Below are 22101 nucleotides of genomic sequence, written 5' to 3' on the forward strand. Positions count from 1 at the left end.
CGAGAACGAGCGGAACCCATGGAGTACCACCATGTCCGCAGAGCCGACCCGTCCCGGAACCAGTACGACTCCCGCCGTCCCCGACGCCGCCGCGCGGCCTGATCCGCGCCGGTGGTGGATCCTCGCCGTCATCGGCATCGCCCAGCTCATGGTCGTCCTCGACGCCACCATCGTGAACATCGCCCTGCCCTCCGCCCAGGCCGACCTCGGGTTCTCCGACGACCAGCGGCAGTGGGTGGTGACCGCGTACGCGCTCACCTTCGGCAGTCTGCTCCTGCTCGGCGGGCGGCTGGCCGACCTGTTCGGGCGGCGGCGGGCCTTCCTCATCGGCCAGGTCGGCTTCGCCGCGGCCTCCGCCCTCGGCGGCGCCGCGGCCACCTTCGGCGTCCTCGTCACGGCCCGCGCCCTGCAAGGCGTGTTCGCGGCGCTGCTGGCTCCGGCCGCACTCTCGCTGCTGACCACCACGTTCTCCGCCCCCGCCGAACGCGCCAAGGCCTTCGGCGTGTTCGGGGCGCTCGCCGCGTCCGGGGGCGCCGTGGGGCTGCTGCTGGGCGGCGTCCTCACCGAGCACCTGAGCTGGCGCTCGACCATGTACGTGAACCTGCTCTTCGCCGCCGTCGCCGTCATCGGCGGTGTGCTGCTGCTCAAGCGGCCCGCGCCGACCACCCCTCCCCGGCTGGACCTGCCGGGTACGGTGCTGGCGTCGTCCGGGCTCTTCTGCCTGGTCTACGGCCTCGCCAAGTCCGGCCCCCACGGCTGGCCGACCCTGCGGATCCTGGCGTGCCTGGCCGCCGGCGCCGTCCTGCTCGCCGCGTTCATCTGGTGGCAGCGCCTCAGCGCACACCCGCTGCTGCCGCTGCGGATCGTGCTCGACCGGGTCCGGGGCACGGCGCTGGCGTCCGTGTTCATCACCGGGGTCGGCATGTTCGGGGTGTTCCTGTTCCTCACGTACTACTTCCAGCACGCCCGCGGATACAGCCCGGCCCAGACCGGCCTGGCCTTCATGCCGATGTCCGGCTGCACCATGATCGGTGCGATCGGCAGCAACATGGGGCTGTTCGGCAAAATCGGCGGGCGCCCGCGCATCGTCACCGGCATGGTGCTGTCGGCATGCGGCATGGCCTGGCTGGCGAACGTGACGGCGACCGGCCCGTACGTCCTCGACGTGCTGCCGGGCCAGGTGGCCACGGGGCTGGGCATGGGCCTGATCACGGCGGCCGCCATGAACCTCGGCACGGCCGGCGTCGACCCGCGGGACGCGGGAGTCGGGTCCGCGACGGTCAACGCCATGCGGCAGACCGGCGGCTCCGTCGGCACGGCGCTCATGAGCGCCCTTGGCGCCGGAGCCGTCGCCCGCTCCCTGGCAGGCCGGCAGCCCACGCCGGAACGTCTGGCGCGGGCTGCCCTGGAGGGTTACCACACGGTCTTCACGGCATCGGCGGTGCTCTTCGCTGCCGGCGCGGTGCTGACCCTGTTCCTGCTTCCCGGCGGCCTGTCCGTGCAGCGCACACACGGTGCGCCCGGGGGCCGCCGCCCGTCAGCGCGGTGAGTGGGCGCCGGGGGCCGCGGGAGCCGCCGGGGAGGCGGGCTTGGCGGGGGCCATGGGAGCAGCCGGCGAGGCCGGCTTGGCCGGGGCCATGGGAGCAGCCGGGGAGGCCGGCTTGGCCGGGGCCATGGGAGCAGCCGGGGAGGCCGGCTTGGCGGGAGCAGCCGGGGCGGCGGGAGAGACCGGGGCGGCCGGGGCGGCGGGGGCCGCCGGGGCCGACGGGGTCGACGGGCCCGCTTCGGTGGACGGGCAGTTCGCCAGCGAGCTGCGGACCCGGTCGCCGGTCGAGAAGTGCCTCACGCGGCAGGAGTTGGTCCCGATCCCGCCGTCGACCTGGCCGTAGCCCGGTCCGATGGTCAGAACGGTGTCGTTCAGGCCGCGGACCGTGTCGTTGCCGGGGCCGCCCTGGACGATGCCCGCGGACTCCGCGCCCACCGACTTGGGCTCGATGATGTCGTTCTCGCTGCCGCCGAGGACCCGGCCGCCGAGGTCGACGTTGCCCGTGCGGATCAGGTCGCTGCCGTCGTTGCCGAAGACCTGGCCGCCGCCGCGCTCGTACTCGCCGGGCTGGCCCATGACGCTGCCGGTGGTGATCTTGTCATCGCCGTGGTCGCCGTAGACGGCGGCTCCGTGCTCCGCGGTGCCCACGACGAGGGCGGTGATGATGGTGTCGTTGCCCGCACCGCCGCGCACCGACGCGTTGCCGTTGCGCGGGGAAAGGTTGTTGACCTGGAGCGTGTCGTCGCCCTCGCCGCCGAGCACCTGGGAGTCGATGAGCATGCCCTTGACGCGGATGTTGTCGTTGCCGGCGCCGCCGTAGATGATCACGTTCTCGACGTCGTTCTCGCACAGGATCGTGTCGTCGGCCGAAGTGCCCCGCACCTCCTGTCCGGGCGGGGCCTCGACACCGTTGACGTAGCACCAGTGGGACGGCAGGGGTTCGGCGGCCTGTGCCGGGCCCGCGACGAACGAGGCGGCCACAGCGACCGTGCCGGCCAGGGTGTACGAGGCGGTGCGTAGGGTGCGGCGAGTGCGCAGCATCGATTTTTCTCCCGAGCATGGGGGTGGGTGGGGATGTGGTGCGGTGTTGGTCGTCAGGACAGCTCGTGGCGCAGGGGCGTGAGCTGTTCGATGTCGTAGCGCATCCGCAGTTCGCGGATCGCTGCGGGATCCGGGGTGGCGCTCGTGTCGAGCAGCTCGAGGAGCTCCTCGAAGTACCGCTCGTGATCGGGCGGTGGTGAGGCCTGGAAGAACATCCGGGCCGGTTCGCCGGTGGGGTTCGCGAAGGCGTGTGGACAACCGGGCGGAACCACGATGACGGTTCCGGGCGTGGCACGGACGACCTGACGTCCGTCGAGCGCTTCCCAGTGTCTCCAGTCGTCCCCGGAACGCACGCGCGGCTCGAAGGCCATGACGTCGAGTTCACCCTCCAGGACGTAGAACAGCTCTTCGCTCCGGGTGTGCAGGTGTGCCCCGACGTCGAAACCGGGCGGTACGACGACCTCGAAGCTCGAGGCCACCGAGGAGTGCTCCCCGGTGACCTTGAACGTGACCTGCTGGGCGTCGGTGTGCAGCTTGCGGCCGTGACCCGGTGGTACGAGCAGCCCGTCGCGGGCGATGTGCGCGGTCATGACCAGGTCACGGGCAGACCTTCGGGCCCGCGGATGAGGGCACCGGGCCGCCAGCCCAGTTCGCTCGGGGGGACGCTGAAGCGCAGGTCCGCGAAGCGGTCGAGCAGCGCGTCCACGAGCAGTTCGGACTCGAGGCGGGCCAGCATGTTCCCGGGACAGAAGTGGGGTCCGTACCCGAAGGAGACGTGCGGGTTGGGGCTTCGGTCCAGGTGCAGCTCGTGGGGGTCGGGGAAGACGTCCGGATCGCGGTTGGCCGCGAGGTACGAGACGTAGATCGCTTCGCCCGCCCGGATGAGCTGGCCGGCCACCGTGACGTCCTCGAGGGCGATCCGGGACAGCCCGACGGAGTTGCGGTGCGGGATGTAGCGCAGCAATTCGTTGAGTGCCGAGGGCCGCAGGGCGGGCTCGCTCCTCATCCGTTCCATCAGGTCCGGCCGCGTGAGCAGGATGTAGACCATGTTGCCCACGTTGTTGGTGACGGCCTCGCCGCCGATCTGGATGAGCAGGGCGAGTCCGGTGGCCTCCTCGGCGGTGACCTCGCCGGCCTCGACGGCCTTCACGAGGAGCCCGATGACGCTGTCACCGCCGGCCACTTCCCCGCTGCGCATGCGTCCGCCCAGGTAGGCGCACATGTCGTTCTTCGCCTGCTCGCTGCGTTCGGCGCCCTGGGCCGAGGAGAGGATCAGACTGGTCCATTCGTGGACCATGGGCCGGTCGCTCTCCGGGACGCCCATCAGCTCGCACACGACGGCGAGCGGGAAGGGCGCGAGCAGGCGCTCGGTCAGGTCCACGGGCGGGCCGTCGCGCAGGATCCCGTCGACGAGGGTGTCGAGCATCTCCTTGGCCCGGGTGCGCAGGGACTCCACCCCGCTGGTGGTGAAGGCCGCGGCGACGGTGCGCCGCAGCCGGGTGTGGTCGGGCGGGTCCTCGAACCCGACCGCGCCGGGCGCGGGGATGAAGTGGGGGGCCAGCCGGGTGACGTCGTGTTCCGCGACCAGCTTGCGGCTGAACCGGGGATCGTTGGCCACCATGCGGACGTCGTCGTAGCGGCAGACGAGCCAGGCCCAGCCGCTTCCGTTCGGCAGGCGGATCCGGGTGACCGGACCCGCCTGCATCAGTTCGGCGAGGACGGGGTCGAAGTCGACCCCGTCCAGGGCCGGGGTGGGCCAGTGCGTGATGGGTGGCCTTGCGGTTGCGGGGCCGTCCTTCAGCATTCTTCGGATTCCTCCCTCACCCGGTCCCTCGGTCCGAGGTCCAGCTGCCCAGTGAGATCTCTGCGGTGATGCCCGGGCCGAAGCCGGCCAGCAGGCCCCGCGCGGCGTCGGCGGTGGCGTTCTCGTCGAAGAGTCGGCGCAGTGCGTCCAGGACGACGGCGCTGGCGATGTTGCCGTACTCGGTCAGTGTGGCCCGACTGAAGCGGAATGCCTCGGGTGCCACACCGAGGTACTTGCTCAGGTCATCCAGGATGCGGGGCCCACCGGCGTGGATGATGTAGAAATCCAGCGCGGCAGCGTCCCAGCCATGGGCTTTCGCGAGCTCCTTGAGGGACGGGGCGAGCGGTTCCATGGTCCCGGGCACCCGCCGGTCGAGCTTGAAGTGGAACCCGGTGGACTTGACGTCGTACATGATCCAGTCCTCTGTCTGGGGGATGATGTACGAGCTGTTGCGGTGCAGTTCCATGCCGGTGCCGCCCTTGCCCCGGACGACGGCGGCGCCGACGCCGTCGCCGAACAGGCCGTTGGAGAGCAGGTTGCCGACCTCCAGGTCACTGGGCTGGTAGCAGAGCGAGCAGAACTCGCACGACACGATCAGCGCGTTCGCCTCGGGGTAGGCGGTGCAGAAGTCGTGGGCCCGGTTGACCGCCGCCCCGCCCGCCGCACAGCCCAGCTGGGCGATGGGGAGCTGTTTGGTGTCCGTCCTGAAGCCCATCGCGTTGATCATCCAGGCGGTCAGCGAGGGCATCATGAAGCCCGTGCACGACACGTAGATGATCATGTCGATGTCCTTCGCACGCAGCTGCGCGTCCTCCAGCGCCTGCCGCACCACCGCCGGGACCCGCTGCTTGGCCTCGACCTCGTACACCGCGTTGCGCGATTCGAAACCGGGGTGCTTGAGGGTCTCCTCGATGGGGCGCACGATGTGCCGCTTCGCGACGCCGGTGTTGCGGATCAGACGCAGCGCCAGGTCGAGCTGCGGATGGTCCGCGTGCACCGAACGGCACAGATCCAGGGTCTGCTCCATCGTGATCACGTGCTCGGGCACGCACACCGTTGGCCTGCACAGAGTCGCCATGGGTGGCTCTCCTTTCGTGTCTGACACAGCCTCACGGACCTTGGGCCGATGCGCGCGCGGGACTACGGCGTTGGGGACATGAGCCAATCCGGTGACGCTGCCCCGTGGAGGCAGCGGAGCGTGTGACGAGAGGGAAGGGATGGCTGTGCCGATTTCCCGCGGAATCGCGCCTTGGGGGGTGACATCCACGCAGGGAGATGAACCATGACGTCAGACCCGCACACGGCCCTCGAGCCGGAGACGGACCCGGCCTCGGGCGAGCCGGTGCACTGCTGGAACCTGGACGACTTCGAGGCGCTCGACTTCGACCCGTTCCTGCACGACCGCCTGCAGGACAAACGGGCCGCCCGGATCCGGCTGCCGTACGGCCAGGGCAGTGCCTGGCTGATGTCCCGCTACGCCGACGTGAAGGCGGCCACCACCGACCCGCGCTTCAGCAGGCAGGAACTGGTCGGCCGTACGATCACCGCTTCCTCCCCGCACGCCATCGCCTCGCAGCAGGCGTCCATGAACTACGCCGATCCGCCGCGCCTGAACGACATGCGCCGCGTGGTCGCACGCGCCTTCACCGGCAAGAGCATGCAGAAGCTGCGGCCGACCGTGCAGAAGACCGCCGACAGCCTGCTGGACGGCATGGAGCGGCACGGCTCGCCGGCGGACCTGGTCGAGCACCTGCACGGCCCGTTCCCGCTCGCGGCCGTCGCCGACCTGCTGGGGATGCCGCAGGACATGCGCAGGAACATGACGTCCTGGGCGAACGTGATCATGACCCCCGGTCCGGCGCCCGACAAGAGCACCGACGCCCTGAAGACGGTGCGCGAGTGCGTCGTCGCCCTGCTCGCCATGCGGCGGGAGAAGCAGAGCGACGACCTGGCCGGGGTCCTCGCCGCGGCCGCGGACGCCGGTGAGATCACCGATCCGGAGGCCGTCTCCATCGCCACCGCGATCCTCGTGAGCGGTGCGCACGCAGTGCGCAACAACAGCGCGAACATGATCTTCGCGCTCCTCACCCATCCGGAGCACCTCGAACGGCTGCGCAGGGAGCCGGAGCTGATCCCCCAGGCCGTCGACGAGCTGCTGCGCTTCATCCCGCACCGCAGCGGAGTGGGCCTCCCGCGCATCGCCACGCGGGACGTGGACATCGCCGGCGTCACGGTCAAGGCCGGCGAGACGGTGTACTCCTCGTACCTGGCGGCCAACCGCGACCCCGAGGTGTTCCCGAACCCCGACACGCTGGACTTCGACCGCGGGCCCATCGCCCACATGGCCTTCGGGAACGGACCCCACCACTGCGTCGGCTCGATGCTGGCCCGGATGGAGTCCGAGATCATCGTCACCACGCTGCTCGACCGCTATCCGCGCCTGGCCCTGGCGGTGCCGCGCGAGCAGATCGAGTGGCAGGCCGGGGCGCTGATCCGCGGGCCCAAGACCCTGCCGGTGTCCTGGTGATACGCCGGCACCGGATCAGGGTGGTCCGGGGCAGCCCGGACCACATAGAACTGGCGGCCCTCACGGCCGCCCTGGTCATCCTGGCGCGCACGGCCCACGTGCCCCGTGCGCCGCGTTCCGCCCGGCACCGGCGTGCCCACTGGGACCGCAACCTGCCGTCGGTGGTGCACCATCCCGCGCAGTCGTGGCGCGCCCGCCCGGCCTCCCCCCTCGTGTAGCGGGGCGCGGCGCCGCCGACGGGGCCCGGCCCGGGCCGGGCCCCGTCGGCGGCGGTCCGTCAGGCGCGGGCCGGCTTCGGCGCGGCCGGGGTCGATGCCGCCGGGCCGGCCGGAGCGGTCGGGGCGGTCGCGGTCGAAGGGCCGGTCGCCGGGGGCGTCGGGGCGGCCGGGCTCGCCGTGGTCTGCGGATCGCAGGTGACCTCGTCGCGCGGGGTGTAGTGCGTACGGTAGGTCTCGCGCTTGACCTCCTTGCCGCCCTGGACGAAGACCCGGCCGACGTTGACGTCGAAGCCCTCCAGCGGGGTCTGCACCTCGCAGGTGGGGCCGGAGCCCGTGCGCTTGCCCGGCGGGGTGATGTTCTCCCGCGGGCCCTGCGTCGCGCGTATCTCGTCGTACTTCTTGGTGCCGAGCAGGCTGATGGTCACCGAGGTGTCGGAGGAATCGGCCTTGACGTAGATCGCGTGGCCCGAGTCGTTCTTCCAGCGCAGGTCGAGGGTGCCCCAGGCGACGGTGGCCTCGCGGCCCTCGGGGTATCGCTCGATGTAGAAGGAGTGCGCCCCGTGCTCCAGCGGCTTGACGCCCGCGAAGAACATGGCGTTGTACATGGTCGTCGCGACCGCCGAGACCCCGCCGCCGGGGGACTTCACGAACTGGCCGTCGTTGATCATGATGCCGTCGACGAAGCCGTTCTCCTTGGTCCGCTCGCCGACCGTCTTGTTGAAGCTCCACGTCTCGCCGGGCATGACGACGGAGCCGTTGATCAGCTCCACGGCCCGCCCGATGTTGGTGGTGCGGTACGGCGCGGCCGGGAACTTGACGGTGAAGGAGGACACCTGCTCCCTGATGCCGAGGCGCTGCGCGTTCTCGGCGGTCAGGCGCGGGTGGATCGTCTTCACGGCGACCTCACCGGTGCGGGCGGCGCCCGAGCGCGTCAGCAGCGGGACGACGGCGTCGGCGAAGGCCTTCTCGGTGACCTGGATCCCGGAGCGCCCGTCCTGGGCGACGACCGCCCGGCCGGCGGAGTCGACGCGGAAGGTGGCCCCGCGGGAGGGGCTGGTGGCCGCGGCCACCTGCCGGGCGACCGCGGGGTCGGCCAGCAGTCCCTTGGAGTCGAGCTTCGGAACCAGCCGGCCGTGGGCGTCGGGCTCGACCGCCAGGTACCGGCCGAGCACGGCGGGGGTGAGGGTCACGGGCTTTCCGGCCACCGTGAGGGCGATCGGGCCGGACATCGCCGGCTCGGCGAACTCCTTCAGGGCCCGGGCGGTCTCCTGCGTGCCCACGGCGGGCGGCTTCTGGTCGACGGGGAGCGTGACCGGACCGCCCTGCGGGCGCAGGTAGGCGGCGCGGACGGTGTCGGCCGCCTGGTCGGCGCGCACGGCGATTCCGGTGACGGGGGTGGTCGCCTTGGCCGTGCCGCCCTCGAAGGTGACGTCGCCGTCGCGGGCCTGCGTGCCGGCGGCGGTGATCCGGTCGACCTCGGCCGTGCTCGTCGGGCCGTCCGTACGGATCACGGGCTCGACCTCGCGGTCCTCGGCCGGGGTGAGCAGCCGACCGATCACGGTGAAGGGGTCCGCTCCCGCCTGCGCGGCGCGGTCGACGGTGGCGGCGGTGTCCAGGGACAGCCCGAAGGCGGCGGGGGCGGCCTTTTCGGTGCGGTCGCCGATCCGCAGCTCCATCGGGGCGGCTGCGGCCGGGCCGAGCGCGCTGTCGAGGGCCGCCTTGGCCTCCGTACGGCCCATGCCGCCGATGTCGATCCCGCGGACGTGGGTGCCGTCGGCGATGGCTTCGCCCGCCACGGCCAGACCGGTGAGGTAGAGGCCGCCGAAGCCGAGGACGGCGGCCCCGCCCACGAGGGGAAGGGCCGTCCGCCGGTTGATCGTGAGGCGGTGTACGCGTCGCATGTCTCTCGTCTCTCCCGGTGCCGGTGGCGCTGCTACGTCGGTGTGGCCGGGAACCAGCATTCACCAATTCGGACTAACCGGGGCAAAAATGTGCCTGTTCTCACGAGGGGGACCGGTCGGCGCGCCCACGGAACCCGGGCCACCGAAGTAAGGCCACTTAGGTTGGATTGGCCCTGTCCGGCCGTCCGGGGGATGCCACATCGTGGGGCCTGTCGGTCTTTGGCTCCCTGAAAGGCTCCACCGGTGCCCCACGCCCCCGCCCGCCCCGCGCGGCGTCTCACGCGTCGACTCCTGCAGCTCTACGTCGGGCTCGCGCTGTACGGCGCGAGCTCGGCGTTCCTGGTCCGCGCGGGTCTGGGGCTGGACCCGTGGGACGTCTTCCACCAGGGGCTCGCCGAGCTCACCGGGTGGAGCATCGGCACGGTGTCCGTGGCCGTCGGGGCGCTGGTCCTGCTGCTGTGGGTGCCCCTGCGGCAGCGGCCGGGGCTGGGCACCGTCTCCAACGTGTTCGCCGTCGGCCTGTCCATCGACGCCACCCTCGCGGTGATGCCGGACGTGCACGGCACGCTCGCGCAGGCCGCCGTGCTGACGGCGGGCATCGTCCTCAACGGTGTCGCGACCGGCCTCTACATCGCCGCCCGCTTCGGGCCGGGACCCCGCGACGGCCTCATGACCGGGCTGCACCGGCGGACCGGGCGGTCGCTGCGGCTGGTGCGGACCGGGATCGAGCTCACGGTCCTCGCGGCCGGGTTCCTGCTGGGCGGGACGGCCGGCGTCGGCACCGTGGCGTACGCGCTGGCCATCGGCCCGCTCTCCCAGCTCTTCCTGCGCGTCTTCGCCCTGCCCGGGGAGGAAGGCTCCCCGGCGGCCGCAGCGCGGGCGGGCGCACAGTCGCCGCAACCGGCTCGGGCCACGGATCCGGCGCCCGCTGCCGATCCGGCCCGGACGGCCTCCGCGGCCGCGGCACCGGAGCCGACTGCGGACAGGGCTCCGGCTCGGGGCTGACGGTCAGCCGCCGCCCTTGCGGAGGATGTCGTCGATCCTGCGCCCCTCGCCCTCGGTGACCCCCGTCTCCCCCACGACCACGCCCAGGGCCGCGGCGAGGTCCCGGTGGCGGATGTCGAGGACCGACTCGATCAGGGTGGCGAACTCCTCCAGGGCGGCACGCGAACGCCGCCAGCCCACGAGGAGCACGCAGCCGCCGACGATCAGCCCGGGCCACCACCACACCCCGGTGACCAGGTAGAGGCACCCCCACCCGGCGAGCGTGACCGCCTCGGCGAAGCCGGTGCGCGCCGCCAGCACCGGCTGGCGCACCTCGTCCGAGACGAGCAGCCATACGCGCGGCCACGCCGCAGCCGCGTCGAACCGGTACTGGGCGCGGATCCGGGTCTCGACCAGCCGAACCCGGTCGCTCATCCAGGTGTGCCGGCGCGGCAGGTACGCCTCCACCACCCCGGCGCCGGCCCGCTCCGCGGCGTGCAGGGCCCGGCGCCGGCGGCGCCGCGCCGCGCCCCACTCCAGCGGGGCCAGCCAGAACCGTTCGAGCGCGCGGCCGAGTACGCCCGCGACCGCGCCGGCGGTGCCCGCGGCCAGCAGGACCAGGGCGGTGTCCACCACCACCCGGGCCGGCGCGGCCCGCCAGCGCCGGGCGAGTCCGTCCAGCCAGGCCGACAGCCGGCCGGTGCCGAGGGCATGCGCGTGCCCGAGGTGGAATCCGGCGGCGGCCACCAGCACCAGGAGCAGCCCCGGCAGCAGCACGGACCTGAACCAGCGGCTGCTGACGTGCCTGCCGACCTCGGAGAGGATCCCGGTGATCACCGGATGTCGGAGGCCGGGCCGAGGGGCCGCATGGCCGCGCCGTACGCATCGCACGCCGGGACGTGGCCCTGTGCGTCGCGCCCGGCGGTACGGTCGCACCGCTCGCTCGGGCAGCCGTAGCGGCCGGCGCCCGCGGACGGCGTACGCGGGGAGCCCGGAAAGCCGACCATCGCCGAACTCCCCCGGTCCGACCAACTGCGCTGGGGCGCGCCCGGATCCGCCGGATCCCCGTCCGCCTGGAGCCACTTGCGCACGGCGCGCTGCGCGGAGCCGCCCTGGCGGACCCGCGCCGCGTCGCGTTCCAGCCGTTCGGCCACGCCGGTCACCCGCGCGTGGTCGCGCAGCCCGGCCAGCCGGGCGCACCACAGCGCCAGCGCCTCGCTCTCGGTCGGCTCGCCCGTCCCGCTCGTCCCCGTCGGGTCCTGCACGGCCATCGGCTCCCACCCTTTCCGCCCCACCGCCCCTACGGGTCGGGCGCCAGGGCGAGATTACCGACTGGCATCGGATGGCGACACACAGCTACCGTGGCGGCAACGGCAGGGAGGTCGACTGGCATGCGGTGGCGCTGGCGCGGCAGTGCGCGGGGTGGGATCGAGCAGGCAGTGCTGGAGTACCTCAAGTCGGGGCGCGGGGGTGGACTGCAGGACCCCCGACTCGACGCCGAGGCCGAGCAGTTGCTGGCCGCGGCCGACGGGCAGCCGACCCGGTCCGAGCCCCGCGGCCGGGCCATGCTGCTGGTCGGCCTGCTCCTGCTGGCGCGGGCCGAGAGCCTGAAGCGGCCGCAGGCCGCACTGCCCGATCTTGCCGCCACGGTCGAGCTCGTCGGCCTGCTGCACGACACCCTGCCCGATGAGGTGCCTGCCGAACTCTGGGAACTGGCCGTCGAGTTCGGCGCCGATCCGGCGGCCCGGGTGAAGGCGGCCCGAGCCCTCCTCGATGCGGAGCAGCGCAGCGGCGAGGACGGGCTGATGGGGCTCGTCGCCCTGCAGCGCGCCGTGTCGGACCTGCCCGAAGACCATGCTCACTGCGCCGAGTTGCGTCTGCTGCTCGCCACGGAGTGGCTCGAGCGCTTCGAGCGGACGGGCGAAGCCGGCGATCTCAAAGGCGCCCTCGTGTGGGCCCGGGCGGCGCTCGCCCTGGCCCCGGCTGCCGCCGGCCGCCGACGCGAGGTGTTCCTCCAGGTGCTGGCGGCGGCGCTGACCCACGAACTCGCCCGCGACGACACTCCGGAGAACGCCGCCGTCACCGTGGAGGTGTGCCGCAAACTGCTGGCGCTGCAGACCCGGCAGAGCCCGGACCGCGTCGATGCCCTGACCCGGCTGGGCGGCGCCCTGTACACGCGGTACAACCACTCGGGAGCGGCCGGGGACCTCGACGAGGCGATCGACCTGCTGCGCTCCGCCACCGCCCCGGGCACGGTCCCGAACGCGGTGCCGCGCGGAGCCCAGCTCAAGTGTCTCGCCTCGGTGTTGCACCGCCGCCACGAGCTGACCGGATCCGTCGACGACCTCGACGAGACCATCGCCGTGATGGTCTCGGCCGTCGGACCGGGGGGTCTGACGGATGCCGCCGAGCGGGCGCGGTGGAACGGCACGCTCCGTTCCCTCCGGCGGGAGCGGGCCGAGGCCGGCCCGCAGCCGGCCGCCGCGCGGCGCCGCGCCCCGGCACTGCCGCACCAGCGCGCCGCAGAGGCCCGAGAGCTGATCGTGCGGGCCGAGGCGGAGCCGGACCCCCTCTCCCGCGACCGGGGCATCGAACTGCTGGGCCCGGCCCTGCGGGAGCTTCCGGAGGACTTCGCCGACCGCGCCGCGTACAGCGCGCACCTGGGCTCCGCCCTGCTGGCCCGCTACCGGACGGGGACCAAGGACCCGGCCGATCTCGAAGCCGCCGTGGAGTTCGCCCGTGAAGCCGTACGGCTGCGGCACCGGGGCAACCCCGCGAACCACGTCGCGTACCTGCTGGTGCTGGCGCAGGCCGTCGAGTCGCGCTACGAACGCTCCCCCACCGCGGCTGATCTCGCTTCCGCGATCGCCCTGTACCGCACGCTCCTCGGGCTCCGGCCGCCGCCCCGGGGGGACCAGCGCTGGCACTGCCTGCACCACCTCGGCAAGAACCTCCTCCTGCGCTGGCAGCAGTCCGGGGAGCTGTCCGATCTCGACGCGGCGGTCGACGCCCTGCGCCAAGGCCTGGACCTCGTACGGCCGCCCGGGGAGCCGTACTTCCTCAATGCCGTGAACCTCGGCCAGGCCCTGGTGTGCCGGCAGGAGATCACCGGTACCGGCCACGACCTCGACCAGGCCCACGCCTGCCTGTCCGCCGCACTGCCCCACCTCCCGGCGGACGACGAGCTGCGGGAACGGGCGCGCCACCTGCTGGAGGTGGTGGCCGGCCGGCGGCGCGGGCGGAAAGTACGGCAGGAGGAGGGCATCGACCCGCTCCTGAGGAACGCCGAGTTCATCTCGCCGAAGGGCACGCCCGAGGTCCCGCCGGAGCAGGCCGGCCGACAGGGGGGCGACGGCACCGCGGTGGTCCGGTACGACCACCGCCTCACCGAGTACATCTCGCGCTACGAACGGACCGGCGACCCGGCGGTGTTCGGCCCGGCGCTGGACCTCGGATACCGGGTGCTCGGCGGCATGCCGGACGGGCATCCCGGCCGCCCGGTGGTCGAGGGGCGCATCGGCGTACTGCTGCTGCGGCGGTTCGAGCGGGACGGCGACCCGGCCGACCTCGACGGCGCCGTCGAGCACCTGCGCCGCAGCGCGCACGGGCCCACCCCCAACCTGCAACAGCTGCGGATGCTGCACGGGATGCCGGACGCGGACCCGGAGGAGCTGCGCCGCGTCGCGGGAGACCGGGTGGACGCCGTCCTGCAGATGGAGCCGGACCGGGGCGGCGAACTGTCCGCGCTGGCAGCCGCCTGCGTACGCCGCTTCGAACGCGACGGCGCACGGACCGACCTGGACGAGGCGGTGGCCGCCGCGCAGCGGGCGGTGGAGGCGGGCCGCCCGTACGACGGGCCCGCACACTGCGCACGGCTGACGGTCCTGGGCACGGCCCTGGCCCTGCGCCACCGGTTCACCGGGGAATCCGCCGACCTGGACCGCTCGATCGAGCTGGGCCGCCAGGTCCTGACCCTCGCCGGGGAGATCTCGCCCCGATCGGCTGTGAACGTGAGGCGCTCGGCCCTGCCCAACCTCGCCGGCCGGCTCCGGGCCCGCTACCTGGCGCGCGGCCTGCCCGCCGACCTGGACGAGGCGGTCGCCCTCGGCAGGGAGGCCGTCGCCCTGCGACGGCCGGGCCACCCGGAGCACTCCGCGCGGACCAACCTGGCCCTGGCCCTGTGGGACCGGGCTCTGCTGAACGGCGACCCCGGTGACCTCGACGCCGCGGTCACCGAGGCGGCGGGCGTGGCGCAGGACATGCATCCCGCCTCGCCGCGGCGCGCCCACGCGCTGATGTCGTGGGCGGGCATGCTCGCCGACCGCAGCGACATGACGCGGGAGCGCGAGGGCGGGAGCGCCGGCGAGGACGACGCCGAGACCGCGCTCGGCAGGTTCGCCGAGGCGGTGCAGTGCCTGACCGCACCGCCCCACGAGCGACTGGACGCGGCGGTGGGGTGGGGCGCCTTGGGCGCGAAGCGCGCTTCGGCCGGGCGGGCCGGCTGGGAGGCGGCTGCGGACGGCTTCGCGGCGGCCGTCGGGCTGCTGCCGCTGACCGCCTGGCGCGGTCTGGACCGCGGCGACCGCGAGCGGCTGCTCGCGCCGCGCTCTCACCTGGCGAGCGAGGCCGCGGCCTGCGCCATCGCCTGCGGGCGGCTGGAGGAGGCCGTGGAACTCCTCGACCAGGGCCGCTCCGTGCTGTGGGGTCAGGCCCTGGACGCCCGTACGGACCTGACGGAGCTGGCGCGGGCCCACCCCGAGCTGGCCCGTCGGCTCGACGGTCTGCGGGCGGGGCTGGAGCAGGGAGCGAGTCTGGTCGACGGCGACGGCGACGGCGACGGCGACGCCGCGGACGGCACGCAGCGGCAGCGCCGGCTGGCGCGGGAGTGGGAGGCGCTGGTGGCGGAGATCCGGCGCCGCCCGGGTTTCGCCTACTTCATGCTCCCGCTCCCCTTCGCCGAGCTGTCGCAGGCGACCGCCGCCGGGCCGATGGTCCTCGTCAACGTCAGCCGCTACCGCTGCGACGCCCTGGTGGTGACCCCGGGGCAGGTCCGGCTGGTCCCGCTGCCCGATCTGGACGCGGAGGAGGCGCAGGCCCGTACGGAGCGGTACCTGGCCGCCGTGGACCGCATCGGGCGTCCGGGGGCGCCGGCCGGGCCCGTGCAGCAGACGGTCCTGGACACCCTGGAGTGGCTGTGGGACACGGTCGCCTCGCCCGTGCTCGACGCCCCGGGGGTGGCGGACCGGCGGGGGAGGCGCCTGTGGTGGTGCGCCACGGGGCCGCTGGCCCTGCTGCCGGTGCATGCCGCGGGTTACCACGATCCCGACGACGAGCGGCCGTACGACGCCGTGGTGGAGCGGGTGGTGTCCTCGTACATGCCGACCTTGCGGGCCCTGGCCCGGGCGCGCAGGCCCGTGGCCGCCCCGGACGGGCCGCGCCGGCTGCTGGTCCCGGCGGTGAGCGAGCGGCCCGGGTACGCGCCCTCGCTGGAACCGCTGCCGGGCGTACGGCAGGAGGCGGAGGCACTGCGGCGGCGCTTCCCCGGGCGGCACACGGTCCTGGCCGAGGCCCGGGCCACCCGGGCGGTGGTGCTGGACCTGCTGCGCTCGCACAGCTGCGTCCACTTCGCCTGCCACGGCGGCCAGGACCTCGCCGACCCGGCTCGGGGAGCCCTGTACCTGTACGACGGTCCGCTGACGGTGACCGAGCTCGCCCGGCTCGACCTGGAGTCGGCGGAGCTGGCGGTCCTGTCCGCCTGCCAGACCGCGGTGGGTGGCACGGAGTTGCCGAACGAGGCGATCCACCTGGCCGGCGCCCTGCTGCTGGGCAGCTTCCGGCAGGTCGTCTCGACGCTGTGGACCGTCGGGGACGACACCGCGCAGCGGGTCACGGAGATGCTGTACGGGGTCCTCGGCGATTCCGCGGGCACCCTGCACCCGTCCCGCGCCGCCCACGCCCTGCACGAGGCGGTCGTCCGCATCCGCCGCGAGGATCCGTACCGGCCCCTGGCCTGGGCCTCGTACGTCCACTTCGGACCGTAGATGCCGGTCACCCGACCTGACGGCGGACCAGCTCGTGGAACGGGCCCGACGTGTCGGCGAGCAGTTCGGCGGGCGGCCCCTGCTGGGCTACCCGACCGTCCGACATCACGATCACCCGGTCGGCGTCCATGACGGTGGACAGCCGGTGGGCGATCACGATGCGGGTGGCGCGCAGGGCGCGGGTGGACTCGATGACCACGCGCTGGGCCTCGTTGTCCAGCGCGCTGGTGGCCTCGTCCAGGAAGAGGATGCGCGGTTTGCCGATGAGCGCTTGGGCGATCATCAGACGCTGGCGCTGGCCGCCGGAGACGGTGCCGCCGCCGTCGGCCAGCACGGTGTGCATGCCCATGGGCATGGCCTTGATGTCCTCGGCGAGGCCCGCCAGAGCGGCGGCCTGCGCCGCCTCCTCGGGGGAGTACGCGCCGGAGCCGCGGATGCAGTCGAGGATCGAGCCGGAGAACGGCTGTGCGTTCTGCAGGACGACACCGCACTGGCGGCGCACGGCCGCCTGGTCGAGTGCGGCCAGGTCCTGGCCGTCGTACAGCACGCTGCCGGCGGCGGGCCGGTCGAAACCGATGAGCAGGCGCAGCAGGGTCGACTTGCCGCAGCCGCTGGCCCCGACGACCGCGACGAACTCGCCCGGGCGCACCTGGAAGGACACGTCGTCCAGGACGAGCGGGCCGTCGTCGGCGTACCGGTAGGAGAGGTTCTTCACCTCGACGGCGCCGCTGAGCTCGCCCGGCGGGGTGCTGGAGCCGCGTACCTCGGGGGTCGCCTCGAGGAGCGGCTCGACCTGCTCGAACATCGGCTGCACGGCGGCGGCCGAGAGGAGGGCGCCGGTCAGCTGGGTGGCCGAGGACAGCATCATCGTCACGGCGGTGCTGAAGGTGAGGAACTCGCCGGCGGACATGCTGCCCCGGGCCGGGCCGGCCAGCAGCATGAACATCACGAGCGTGCACAGCGGCAGGTAGACCGCGTTGAGCACCGTGACGACGTTCTTGATCCGGCCGATGCGCTGCTGGAGATCGCGGGTACGGGCGAACTCCCGCGCCCAGGCGGCGTACGCGAAGCTCTCGGCCGCGGCCACGCGCAGCTTGGGCAGCCCGCGCAGGGTCTGGAACGCCTGGTTGTCGAGCTTGTTGCCGATCCTGATCAGCCGGCGCTGGTAGCGCAGCTGCCACAGTCCCAGGCCGAGGAAGACGACGGCGATGGCGAGCAGCATGCCGACCGCGGCCAGCGCCAGCGGCACGCTGTAGAAGAGCAGCAGCACGAGGTTGATCGTGCCGACGGTGCCCGCCTGCAGGGACACCGAGACGATGCCGGACAGCACGGTGCGGATGGAGCTGATGCCCATGGCGGCTCCGGCCAGTTCCCCGGTGGAGCGGCCGGCGAAGAACGTCACCGGCAGCCGGAGCAGCCGGTCCCACACGGCCGGCTGCAAGGTGGCCTCGATGCGGCCCTCCATGCGCAGGAGGGAGATGTTCTGCAGCAGCATGAAGGCGGCCGAGACCACACCGGTCGCGATGAGCGCCAGAGCGGTCTGCACGATGAGGCTCTCCTCGGCGTGCGGCACGTACGAGCCGAGCACCCGGCCGGTGGCCACGGGGACGACCGCGCCGAGGCCGACCGCGCCCAGCCCGCCCACGACGAGGCTGCGCAGGTCCGCGCCGCTGCCGCGCACGGCGAAGCGCATCAGGTGCAGCAGGCCGGGCTTCCGGTCGGGCAGCGGGCGGTAGAACATGACGGCGTGCGGCTCGAGGGTGTCCGCGCTGCCCTGGCCGAGGCGTTCGCGCGCGCCGGTGACGGGGTCGACGGCCTCGTACCGGCCGCGCCGCCACAGCAGCGCGACGGGGGTCCCGTCGTCCGCGCGCCGGCCGACCAACGGGCCGCTGTTCTCCCGCCACCAGCGCCCGCCGAGCAGGACGGCGCGGGTGCGGATCCGGGAGGCGAGCGCGATGCGTTCGACGGGGTCCGTCCGTTCCGAGGCCGCGGCGGCGCCGCCCGTCGGCTCGGTCAGGGCGATGCCGGCCTCGGCCGCGACCAGGCGGCACACGGCGAAGGTCGCGTCGTGGCCCGCATCGCGGCGGGGGCCCCTGCGGGAGCGGCCGATGGAGGCGAGCAGGGTGCGGTCCGCCTGGGTACGGGCGGCCTCGCCGGCCTCGATGCCGGCGGCCGTGCGGTCCTCGTGGGCGCGCTCGTCCTGCTCGATCCAGCGGTCCAGGGCGTCCAGCAGCCGGTACTGCCGGTCCACCATGCCCTGCCACACGGCCGCGTCGACGAGGAGCGTGCCGGCGGCTGCGGACATGCCGACCGCGGCGTCGTGGGTCTCGTACACGGCGCCGTACTGCACGGCCCCCGGGGGGATCTGCATCCACAGGATGTCCTCGTCGGCACCGCCGGGGCCGGCGGTGGCGCGGCCCTCCAGCGGCGCCTGGTACAGCACGCGCAGACCGCGGCCGATGCCGCGGGCGAAGGCGTCCTCGAGGGGGCTGGGCGCCGCTTCGGCGAACCCGTTCTGCCAGGGGTCGGCGTGCCACCCCCAGGCTCCGTCCGCGGGGACCCCCTGGAATCCGTACTCGGGGCGGTACAGCTCGTGCAGCTCGATGCGGCGCAGTGCGCAGCCCTGCAGCGGGCGCCCGGTCAGCGTGTGGGCCGGGCCCTCGGCCGGGCCCAGGAGCAGCGTGCCCGACTCGAGCCGGCCCAGGAAGTGCCAGTGGCCCGCCTGGGCGGCGTCGACGGCGAACAGGTCCAGCTCGCCCTGCACGACGAGCCACAGTACGAGCGGGCCTTCCAGCGACAGGCTGCGCAGGCCGGTGCAGTCGACCGGCGCGCCGAGGCCGCCGAGGGCCGCCACGACCGGATCGGGTGCGACGGGGGCCTGGTAGGGCTGGTACGTCTGGTGCATCGGGTGGGTCTGGTGGGTCTGGTGAGGGGATGCCACGTCAGTGCTCCTTCACCAGTCGGGCGTACGCGCCCTGCGCGGCGACCAGCTGCTCGTGCCGTCCGCGTTCCACGACCGTGCCCCGGTCGAGCACGACGATCTCGTCGCTGTCGCGCACGGTGCTCAGCCGGTGGGCGATCACCACGCAGGCGCAGCCGCGGCGCCGCAGGTTGTCGATGACGATCTGCTCGGTCGACGCGTCCAGGGCGCTGGTCACCTCGTCCAGGATCATGACGCTGGGGCGGCGCACCAGGGCGCGGGCGATCTCCAGCCGCTGGCGCTGGCCGCCGGAGAAGTTGCGGCCGTCCTGCTCGACGCGGCTGTGGATGCCGCCGGCGCGGCGCGCGACCACGTCGTACACGGCGGCGTCCTGGAGGGCGGCGATGACGGCCTCGTCCGGGATCGAGGGGTCCCACAGCGCGACGTTGTCGCGGACGGTGCCCTCGAAGAGGAAGACGTCCTGGTCCACGAAGGAGACGGAGGCGGCCAGCGCGCCGCGCGGGATGTCCTCCAGCCGCATCCCGTCGATGCGGATGGCGCCCGCCCAGGGGGTGTAGAGGCCCGATATCAGCCGGGAGACGGTGGACTTGCCGCTGCCGGAGCCGCCGACGAGCGCGACCTGCTGCCCGGGACCGACCGCGAGCGAGACGTCCTTCAGCAGTGGTGCGTCCAGAGGGCTGTAGCCGAAGGTGATGCCGTCCAGCTCCACGTGCCCCTTGAGCCGGCGGGTGCCGGCGGCGGCCTCGCCCCCCGCGCGCCGCAGGTAGAGCGGGTCGACGGGGAAGTTCTCGACGTCCTTCAGGCGGGCGACGTCGGCGGCGAAGTCCTGGATCCGCCCGGCCACACCGCCGAGGCGGGTGATCGGCGCGGTGAAGCTGGTCACCAGGGCCTGGAACGCCACGAGCAGGCCGACCGAGAGGTGCCCCTCCACCGCCCGCAGGCCGCCGATCATCAGGATCAGCGCACTGTTGAGCGCGGCCAGCGTCGGCGCGACGACGGCCAGCCAGGCGCTGGGGACGCCGAGCCGTTGCTGCACGTCGAGGGTGACCGCGTGCTGGCCGGCCCAGCGGCGGAAGAAGCCGTTCTCCCCGCCGGTCGCCTTCATCGTCTCGATGAGCTGGAGGCCGCTGTACGAGGTGTTGGTGAGCCGGGCGCTCTCGGCGCGCAGCTTCTGCGTGCCGGTGGCCCGTACCCGCATCACGATCCGCACGGCCGCGATGTTGAGCAGCGCGATGAGCACGCCGACGGCGGTGAGCTGCGGGTCGTACGTCCACAGCAGCACGGCGTAGAGCACGACCACCACGGCGTCGACGCCCGCGGCGGCCAGGTCCCGGGCGAGGGTCTCGGCGACCGCGTCGTTGGACTGGAGGCGCTGGACCAGGTCGGCCGGGTTGCGCTGGCTGAAGAAGCTGACGGGGAGCCGCAGCAGGTGCCGCAGGAAGCGGGCGCTGCCGAGCGTGGAGGAGATGATGCGGCCGCGCAGCAGGTTGGCCTGTTGCAGGGAGGTGAGCACGGCCGTGAGCACCAGGGCCGTCGCCATGGAGGAGAAGAGCACGCCCAGCAGGGACGTCTGCTCGCCGATGAGGAACATGTCGATGTACGTACGGCTCAGCGCGGGCACCGTCGCGCCGACGGCCACCAGCAGGAGGCTGGAGACCACGGCGGCGAGCATGGTGCCCGACGTGCCGCGCAGGCGGGCCGGCAGGGCGCTCATGACGCCTTGTCTGCGGCCGGTGCGGCGGAAGCCCGGGCCGGGCTCGAAGACGAGCGCGATGCCGGTGAAGCCGGTGTCGAACTCCTCCATGGGGACGAACCGGCGGCCCTTGCCGGGGTCGTTGATGTACGCGCCCCGGCGGCCGAGGCGGCGGCCCATGCCCTCGTAGACGACGTAGTGGTTGAACTCCCAGAAGAGGATGGCCGGCGGGTTCACCCCGGCGAGCGCGGCCAGGTCCATCTGCATGCCCTTGGCCGTCAGCCCGTAACCGCGGGCGGCCTTGAGGAGGTTGCCGGCGCGGGAGCCGTCCCGGGACACGCCGCAGGCGATGCGCAGCTCTTCCAGGGGCACGAAGCGGCCGAAGTGGCCGAGCACCATGGCCAGCGCGGCGGCGCCGCACTCCACCGCCTCCATCTGCAGCACGGTGGGCGTGCGTACGGTACGGGGCGTGCGGCCCCGGGGGACGGGTGGGCGCCGGCGCCGGCGCCCGCCGGGCGCGACCCGGGCGGCCGGGGGCCGGGAGCGGGGCCGGTTCGGGGAGGTGTGCTGCGGCACGGTCACGGGAGCAGCCAATCGACGGGTCGCTGTGCGGCGAGGTGGACGGCTCCGGTGACCGGTGTCGTGGAGTCGACGGGGTACGGGGGGCCGCCCGCGGAGGACCACCGGTAGCCGGAGGTGGTCGCGGAGGAGCGTTCGAGCTGCACGAGCACGGCGACGGGGTTGCCCTGGCGGGCGAACTGCGCGGCGAGGCGGGGGTCGCCGAGGAATCCGGCGAGCTGCGCCGGCGTCTGGGGGGCGCGGCCGACTTCCTTGACGCGGCCGCGCAGCACGCCGAACTGCTGTTGGGGGGCGGACTGGACGGTCAGGTCGACCGGGGCTCCGACGCGGATCTCCGCGCCGCTGCCGCCGGGCAGGTAGAGCACGGCCACCAGCGGGTCGTCCGTGTTCTTCACGCGTTCCACCGTCGCGACGTCCGCGCCCGTCGTGAGGACCGAGCCGGTCTTGGCGACCAGGGTCGTCACCCGCCCTCCGGCGACCACGCGTACGGTCCGCTCACCCTGGTCCGTGGCGAGCTGGAGCAGCGGTGCGCCCGGGGACAGCAGTTGGCCCTCTTTGGCGAGCACTGCGGTGACCTGCCCGGCGAACGGGCTCTGCAGCAGATAGCTGCCCTCGGCATGCGTGAGGATGCCCGGTGCGCTCAGCTTGGAGGAGACGGATCCGGTGAATGCCCAGAAAGCCGCGGCAGCCATCACGAGGACCGTGACGGCGAGTACGAGCCGGCCCTGCGGGCGTGCGAAACGTACGGGCAGATCGAGTTCTTCGGGCGATTGCAGCTTGGAGAGCGCCTTTTGACGGAACTGCACGATCTATCCTTCGCCTGCAT

15 protein-coding genes are annotated in these 22101 nt (G+C 73.5%); 5 read left to right on the top strand and 10 right to left on the bottom strand.

Annotated elements, in window-relative coordinates; all coding sequences use genetic code 11:
* Positions 1–31: 31 nt before the first annotated feature.
* Positions 32–1549, top strand: a complete 1518-nt coding sequence (locus ACFYXK_RS28615; protein ID WP_389413723.1) for an MFS transporter — start codon at positions 32–34, stop codon at positions 1547–1549.
* Here the strand turns inward: ACFYXK_RS28615 and ACFYXK_RS28620 are convergent.
* The 4 genes from ACFYXK_RS28620 to ACFYXK_RS28635 are packed head-to-tail and all read right to left on the bottom strand — an operon-like array spanning position 1538 to position 5469.
* Positions 1538–2587, bottom strand: coding sequence for a hypothetical protein (locus tag ACFYXK_RS28620; RefSeq protein ID WP_389413724.1), 1050 nt, complete (start codon positions 2585–2587; stop codon positions 1538–1540). The genes ACFYXK_RS28615 and ACFYXK_RS28620 overlap by 12 nt on opposite strands.
* A gap of 53 nt (positions 2588–2640) precedes the next feature.
* Positions 2641–3177 carry a cupin domain-containing protein gene (locus ACFYXK_RS28625; RefSeq protein WP_383510563.1) on the bottom strand — a complete coding sequence of 179 codons (537 nt, stop codon included), beginning with the start codon at positions 3175–3177 and terminating at the stop codon, positions 2641–2643.
* Positions 3174–4391 (bottom strand): cytochrome P450, encoded by a 1218-nt coding sequence (locus ACFYXK_RS28630; RefSeq protein WP_389413725.1) that lies wholly within the window; start codon positions 4389–4391, stop codon positions 3174–3176. The genes ACFYXK_RS28625 and ACFYXK_RS28630 overlap by 4 nt, the downstream gene beginning before the upstream one ends.
* A 16-nt stretch (positions 4392–4407) precedes the next feature.
* Positions 4408–5469, bottom strand: coding sequence for a type III polyketide synthase (locus ACFYXK_RS28635; protein ID WP_266661790.1), 1062 nt, complete (start codon positions 5467–5469; stop codon positions 4408–4410).
* A 204-nt stretch (positions 5470–5673) separates the two neighbouring features.
* On the opposite strand from ACFYXK_RS28635, the gene ACFYXK_RS28640 reads away from it, so the two are divergent.
* The gene (locus ACFYXK_RS28640; protein WP_389413726.1) at positions 5674–6918 is read left to right on the top strand and encodes a cytochrome P450; all 1245 of its coding nucleotides are present in this window, start codon (positions 5674–5676) and stop codon (positions 6916–6918) included.
* A complete protein-coding gene (locus tag ACFYXK_RS28645) occupies positions 6915–7136 on the top strand; it encodes an acyl-CoA carboxylase epsilon subunit (protein WP_389413727.1) in 222 nt (73 codons plus the stop codon). Before ACFYXK_RS28640 ends, ACFYXK_RS28645 begins: the two co-directional genes overlap by 4 nt.
* Before the next feature lie 59 nt (positions 7137–7195).
* Here ACFYXK_RS28645 and ACFYXK_RS28650 read toward each other — a convergent pair whose 3' ends face one another.
* Positions 7196–9037 carry a VanW family protein gene (locus ACFYXK_RS28650; RefSeq protein WP_389413728.1) on the bottom strand — a complete coding sequence of 614 codons (1842 nt, stop codon included), beginning with the start codon at positions 9035–9037 and terminating at the stop codon, positions 7196–7198.
* Between the two features lie 243 nt (positions 9038–9280).
* Here ACFYXK_RS28650 and ACFYXK_RS28655 point away from each other — a divergent pair, with 243 nt between their 5' ends.
* Positions 9281–10042, top strand: coding sequence for a YitT family protein (locus ACFYXK_RS28655; protein WP_389413729.1), 762 nt, complete (start codon positions 9281–9283; stop codon positions 10040–10042).
* Between the two features lie 3 nt (positions 10043–10045).
* On the opposite strand, the gene ACFYXK_RS28660 is transcribed toward ACFYXK_RS28655, so the two are convergent.
* Both ACFYXK_RS28660 and ACFYXK_RS28665 read right to left on the bottom strand, forming a co-directional pair.
* Positions 10046–10858 (bottom strand): hypothetical protein, encoded by an 813-nt coding sequence (locus tag ACFYXK_RS28660; protein ID WP_389413730.1) that lies wholly within the window; start codon positions 10856–10858, stop codon positions 10046–10048.
* Positions 10855–11292, bottom strand: a complete 438-nt coding sequence (locus tag ACFYXK_RS28665) for a hypothetical protein (RefSeq protein WP_389413731.1) — start codon at positions 11290–11292, stop codon at positions 10855–10857. The genes ACFYXK_RS28660 and ACFYXK_RS28665 overlap by 4 nt, the downstream gene beginning before the upstream one ends.
* A 120-nt stretch (positions 11293–11412) precedes the next feature.
* Here ACFYXK_RS28665 and ACFYXK_RS28670 point away from each other — a divergent pair, with 120 nt between their 5' ends.
* Complete coding sequence (locus ACFYXK_RS28670) at positions 11413–16062, top strand: CHAT domain-containing protein (RefSeq protein ID WP_389413732.1); 4650 nt, start codon at positions 11413–11415, stop codon at positions 16060–16062.
* A gap of 7 nt (positions 16063–16069) precedes the next feature.
* Here ACFYXK_RS28670 and ACFYXK_RS28675 read toward each other — a convergent pair whose 3' ends face one another.
* The 3 genes from ACFYXK_RS28675 to ACFYXK_RS28685 are packed head-to-tail and all read right to left on the bottom strand — an operon-like array spanning position 16070 to position 22081.
* Entirely contained in the window at positions 16070–18967 is a 2898-nt protein-coding gene (locus ACFYXK_RS28675; RefSeq protein ID WP_389413797.1) for an NHLP bacteriocin export ABC transporter permease/ATPase subunit, read from the bottom strand.
* 37 nt (positions 18968–19004) lie between these two features.
* Positions 19005–21278 (bottom strand): NHLP family bacteriocin export ABC transporter peptidase/permease/ATPase subunit, encoded by a 2274-nt coding sequence (locus ACFYXK_RS28680; RefSeq protein ID WP_389413733.1) that lies wholly within the window; start codon positions 21276–21278, stop codon positions 19005–19007.
* Positions 21275–22081 carry an HlyD family efflux transporter periplasmic adaptor subunit gene (locus ACFYXK_RS28685; protein ID WP_389413734.1) on the bottom strand — a complete coding sequence of 269 codons (807 nt, stop codon included), beginning with the start codon at positions 22079–22081 and terminating at the stop codon, positions 21275–21277. Before ACFYXK_RS28685 ends, ACFYXK_RS28680 begins: the two co-directional genes overlap by 4 nt.
* Positions 22082–22101 lie beyond the last annotated feature (20 nt).

Source organism: Streptomyces sp. NPDC002209, from assembly GCF_042890265.1.
GTDB lineage: Bacteria > Actinomycetota > Actinomycetes > Streptomycetales > Streptomycetaceae > Streptomyces.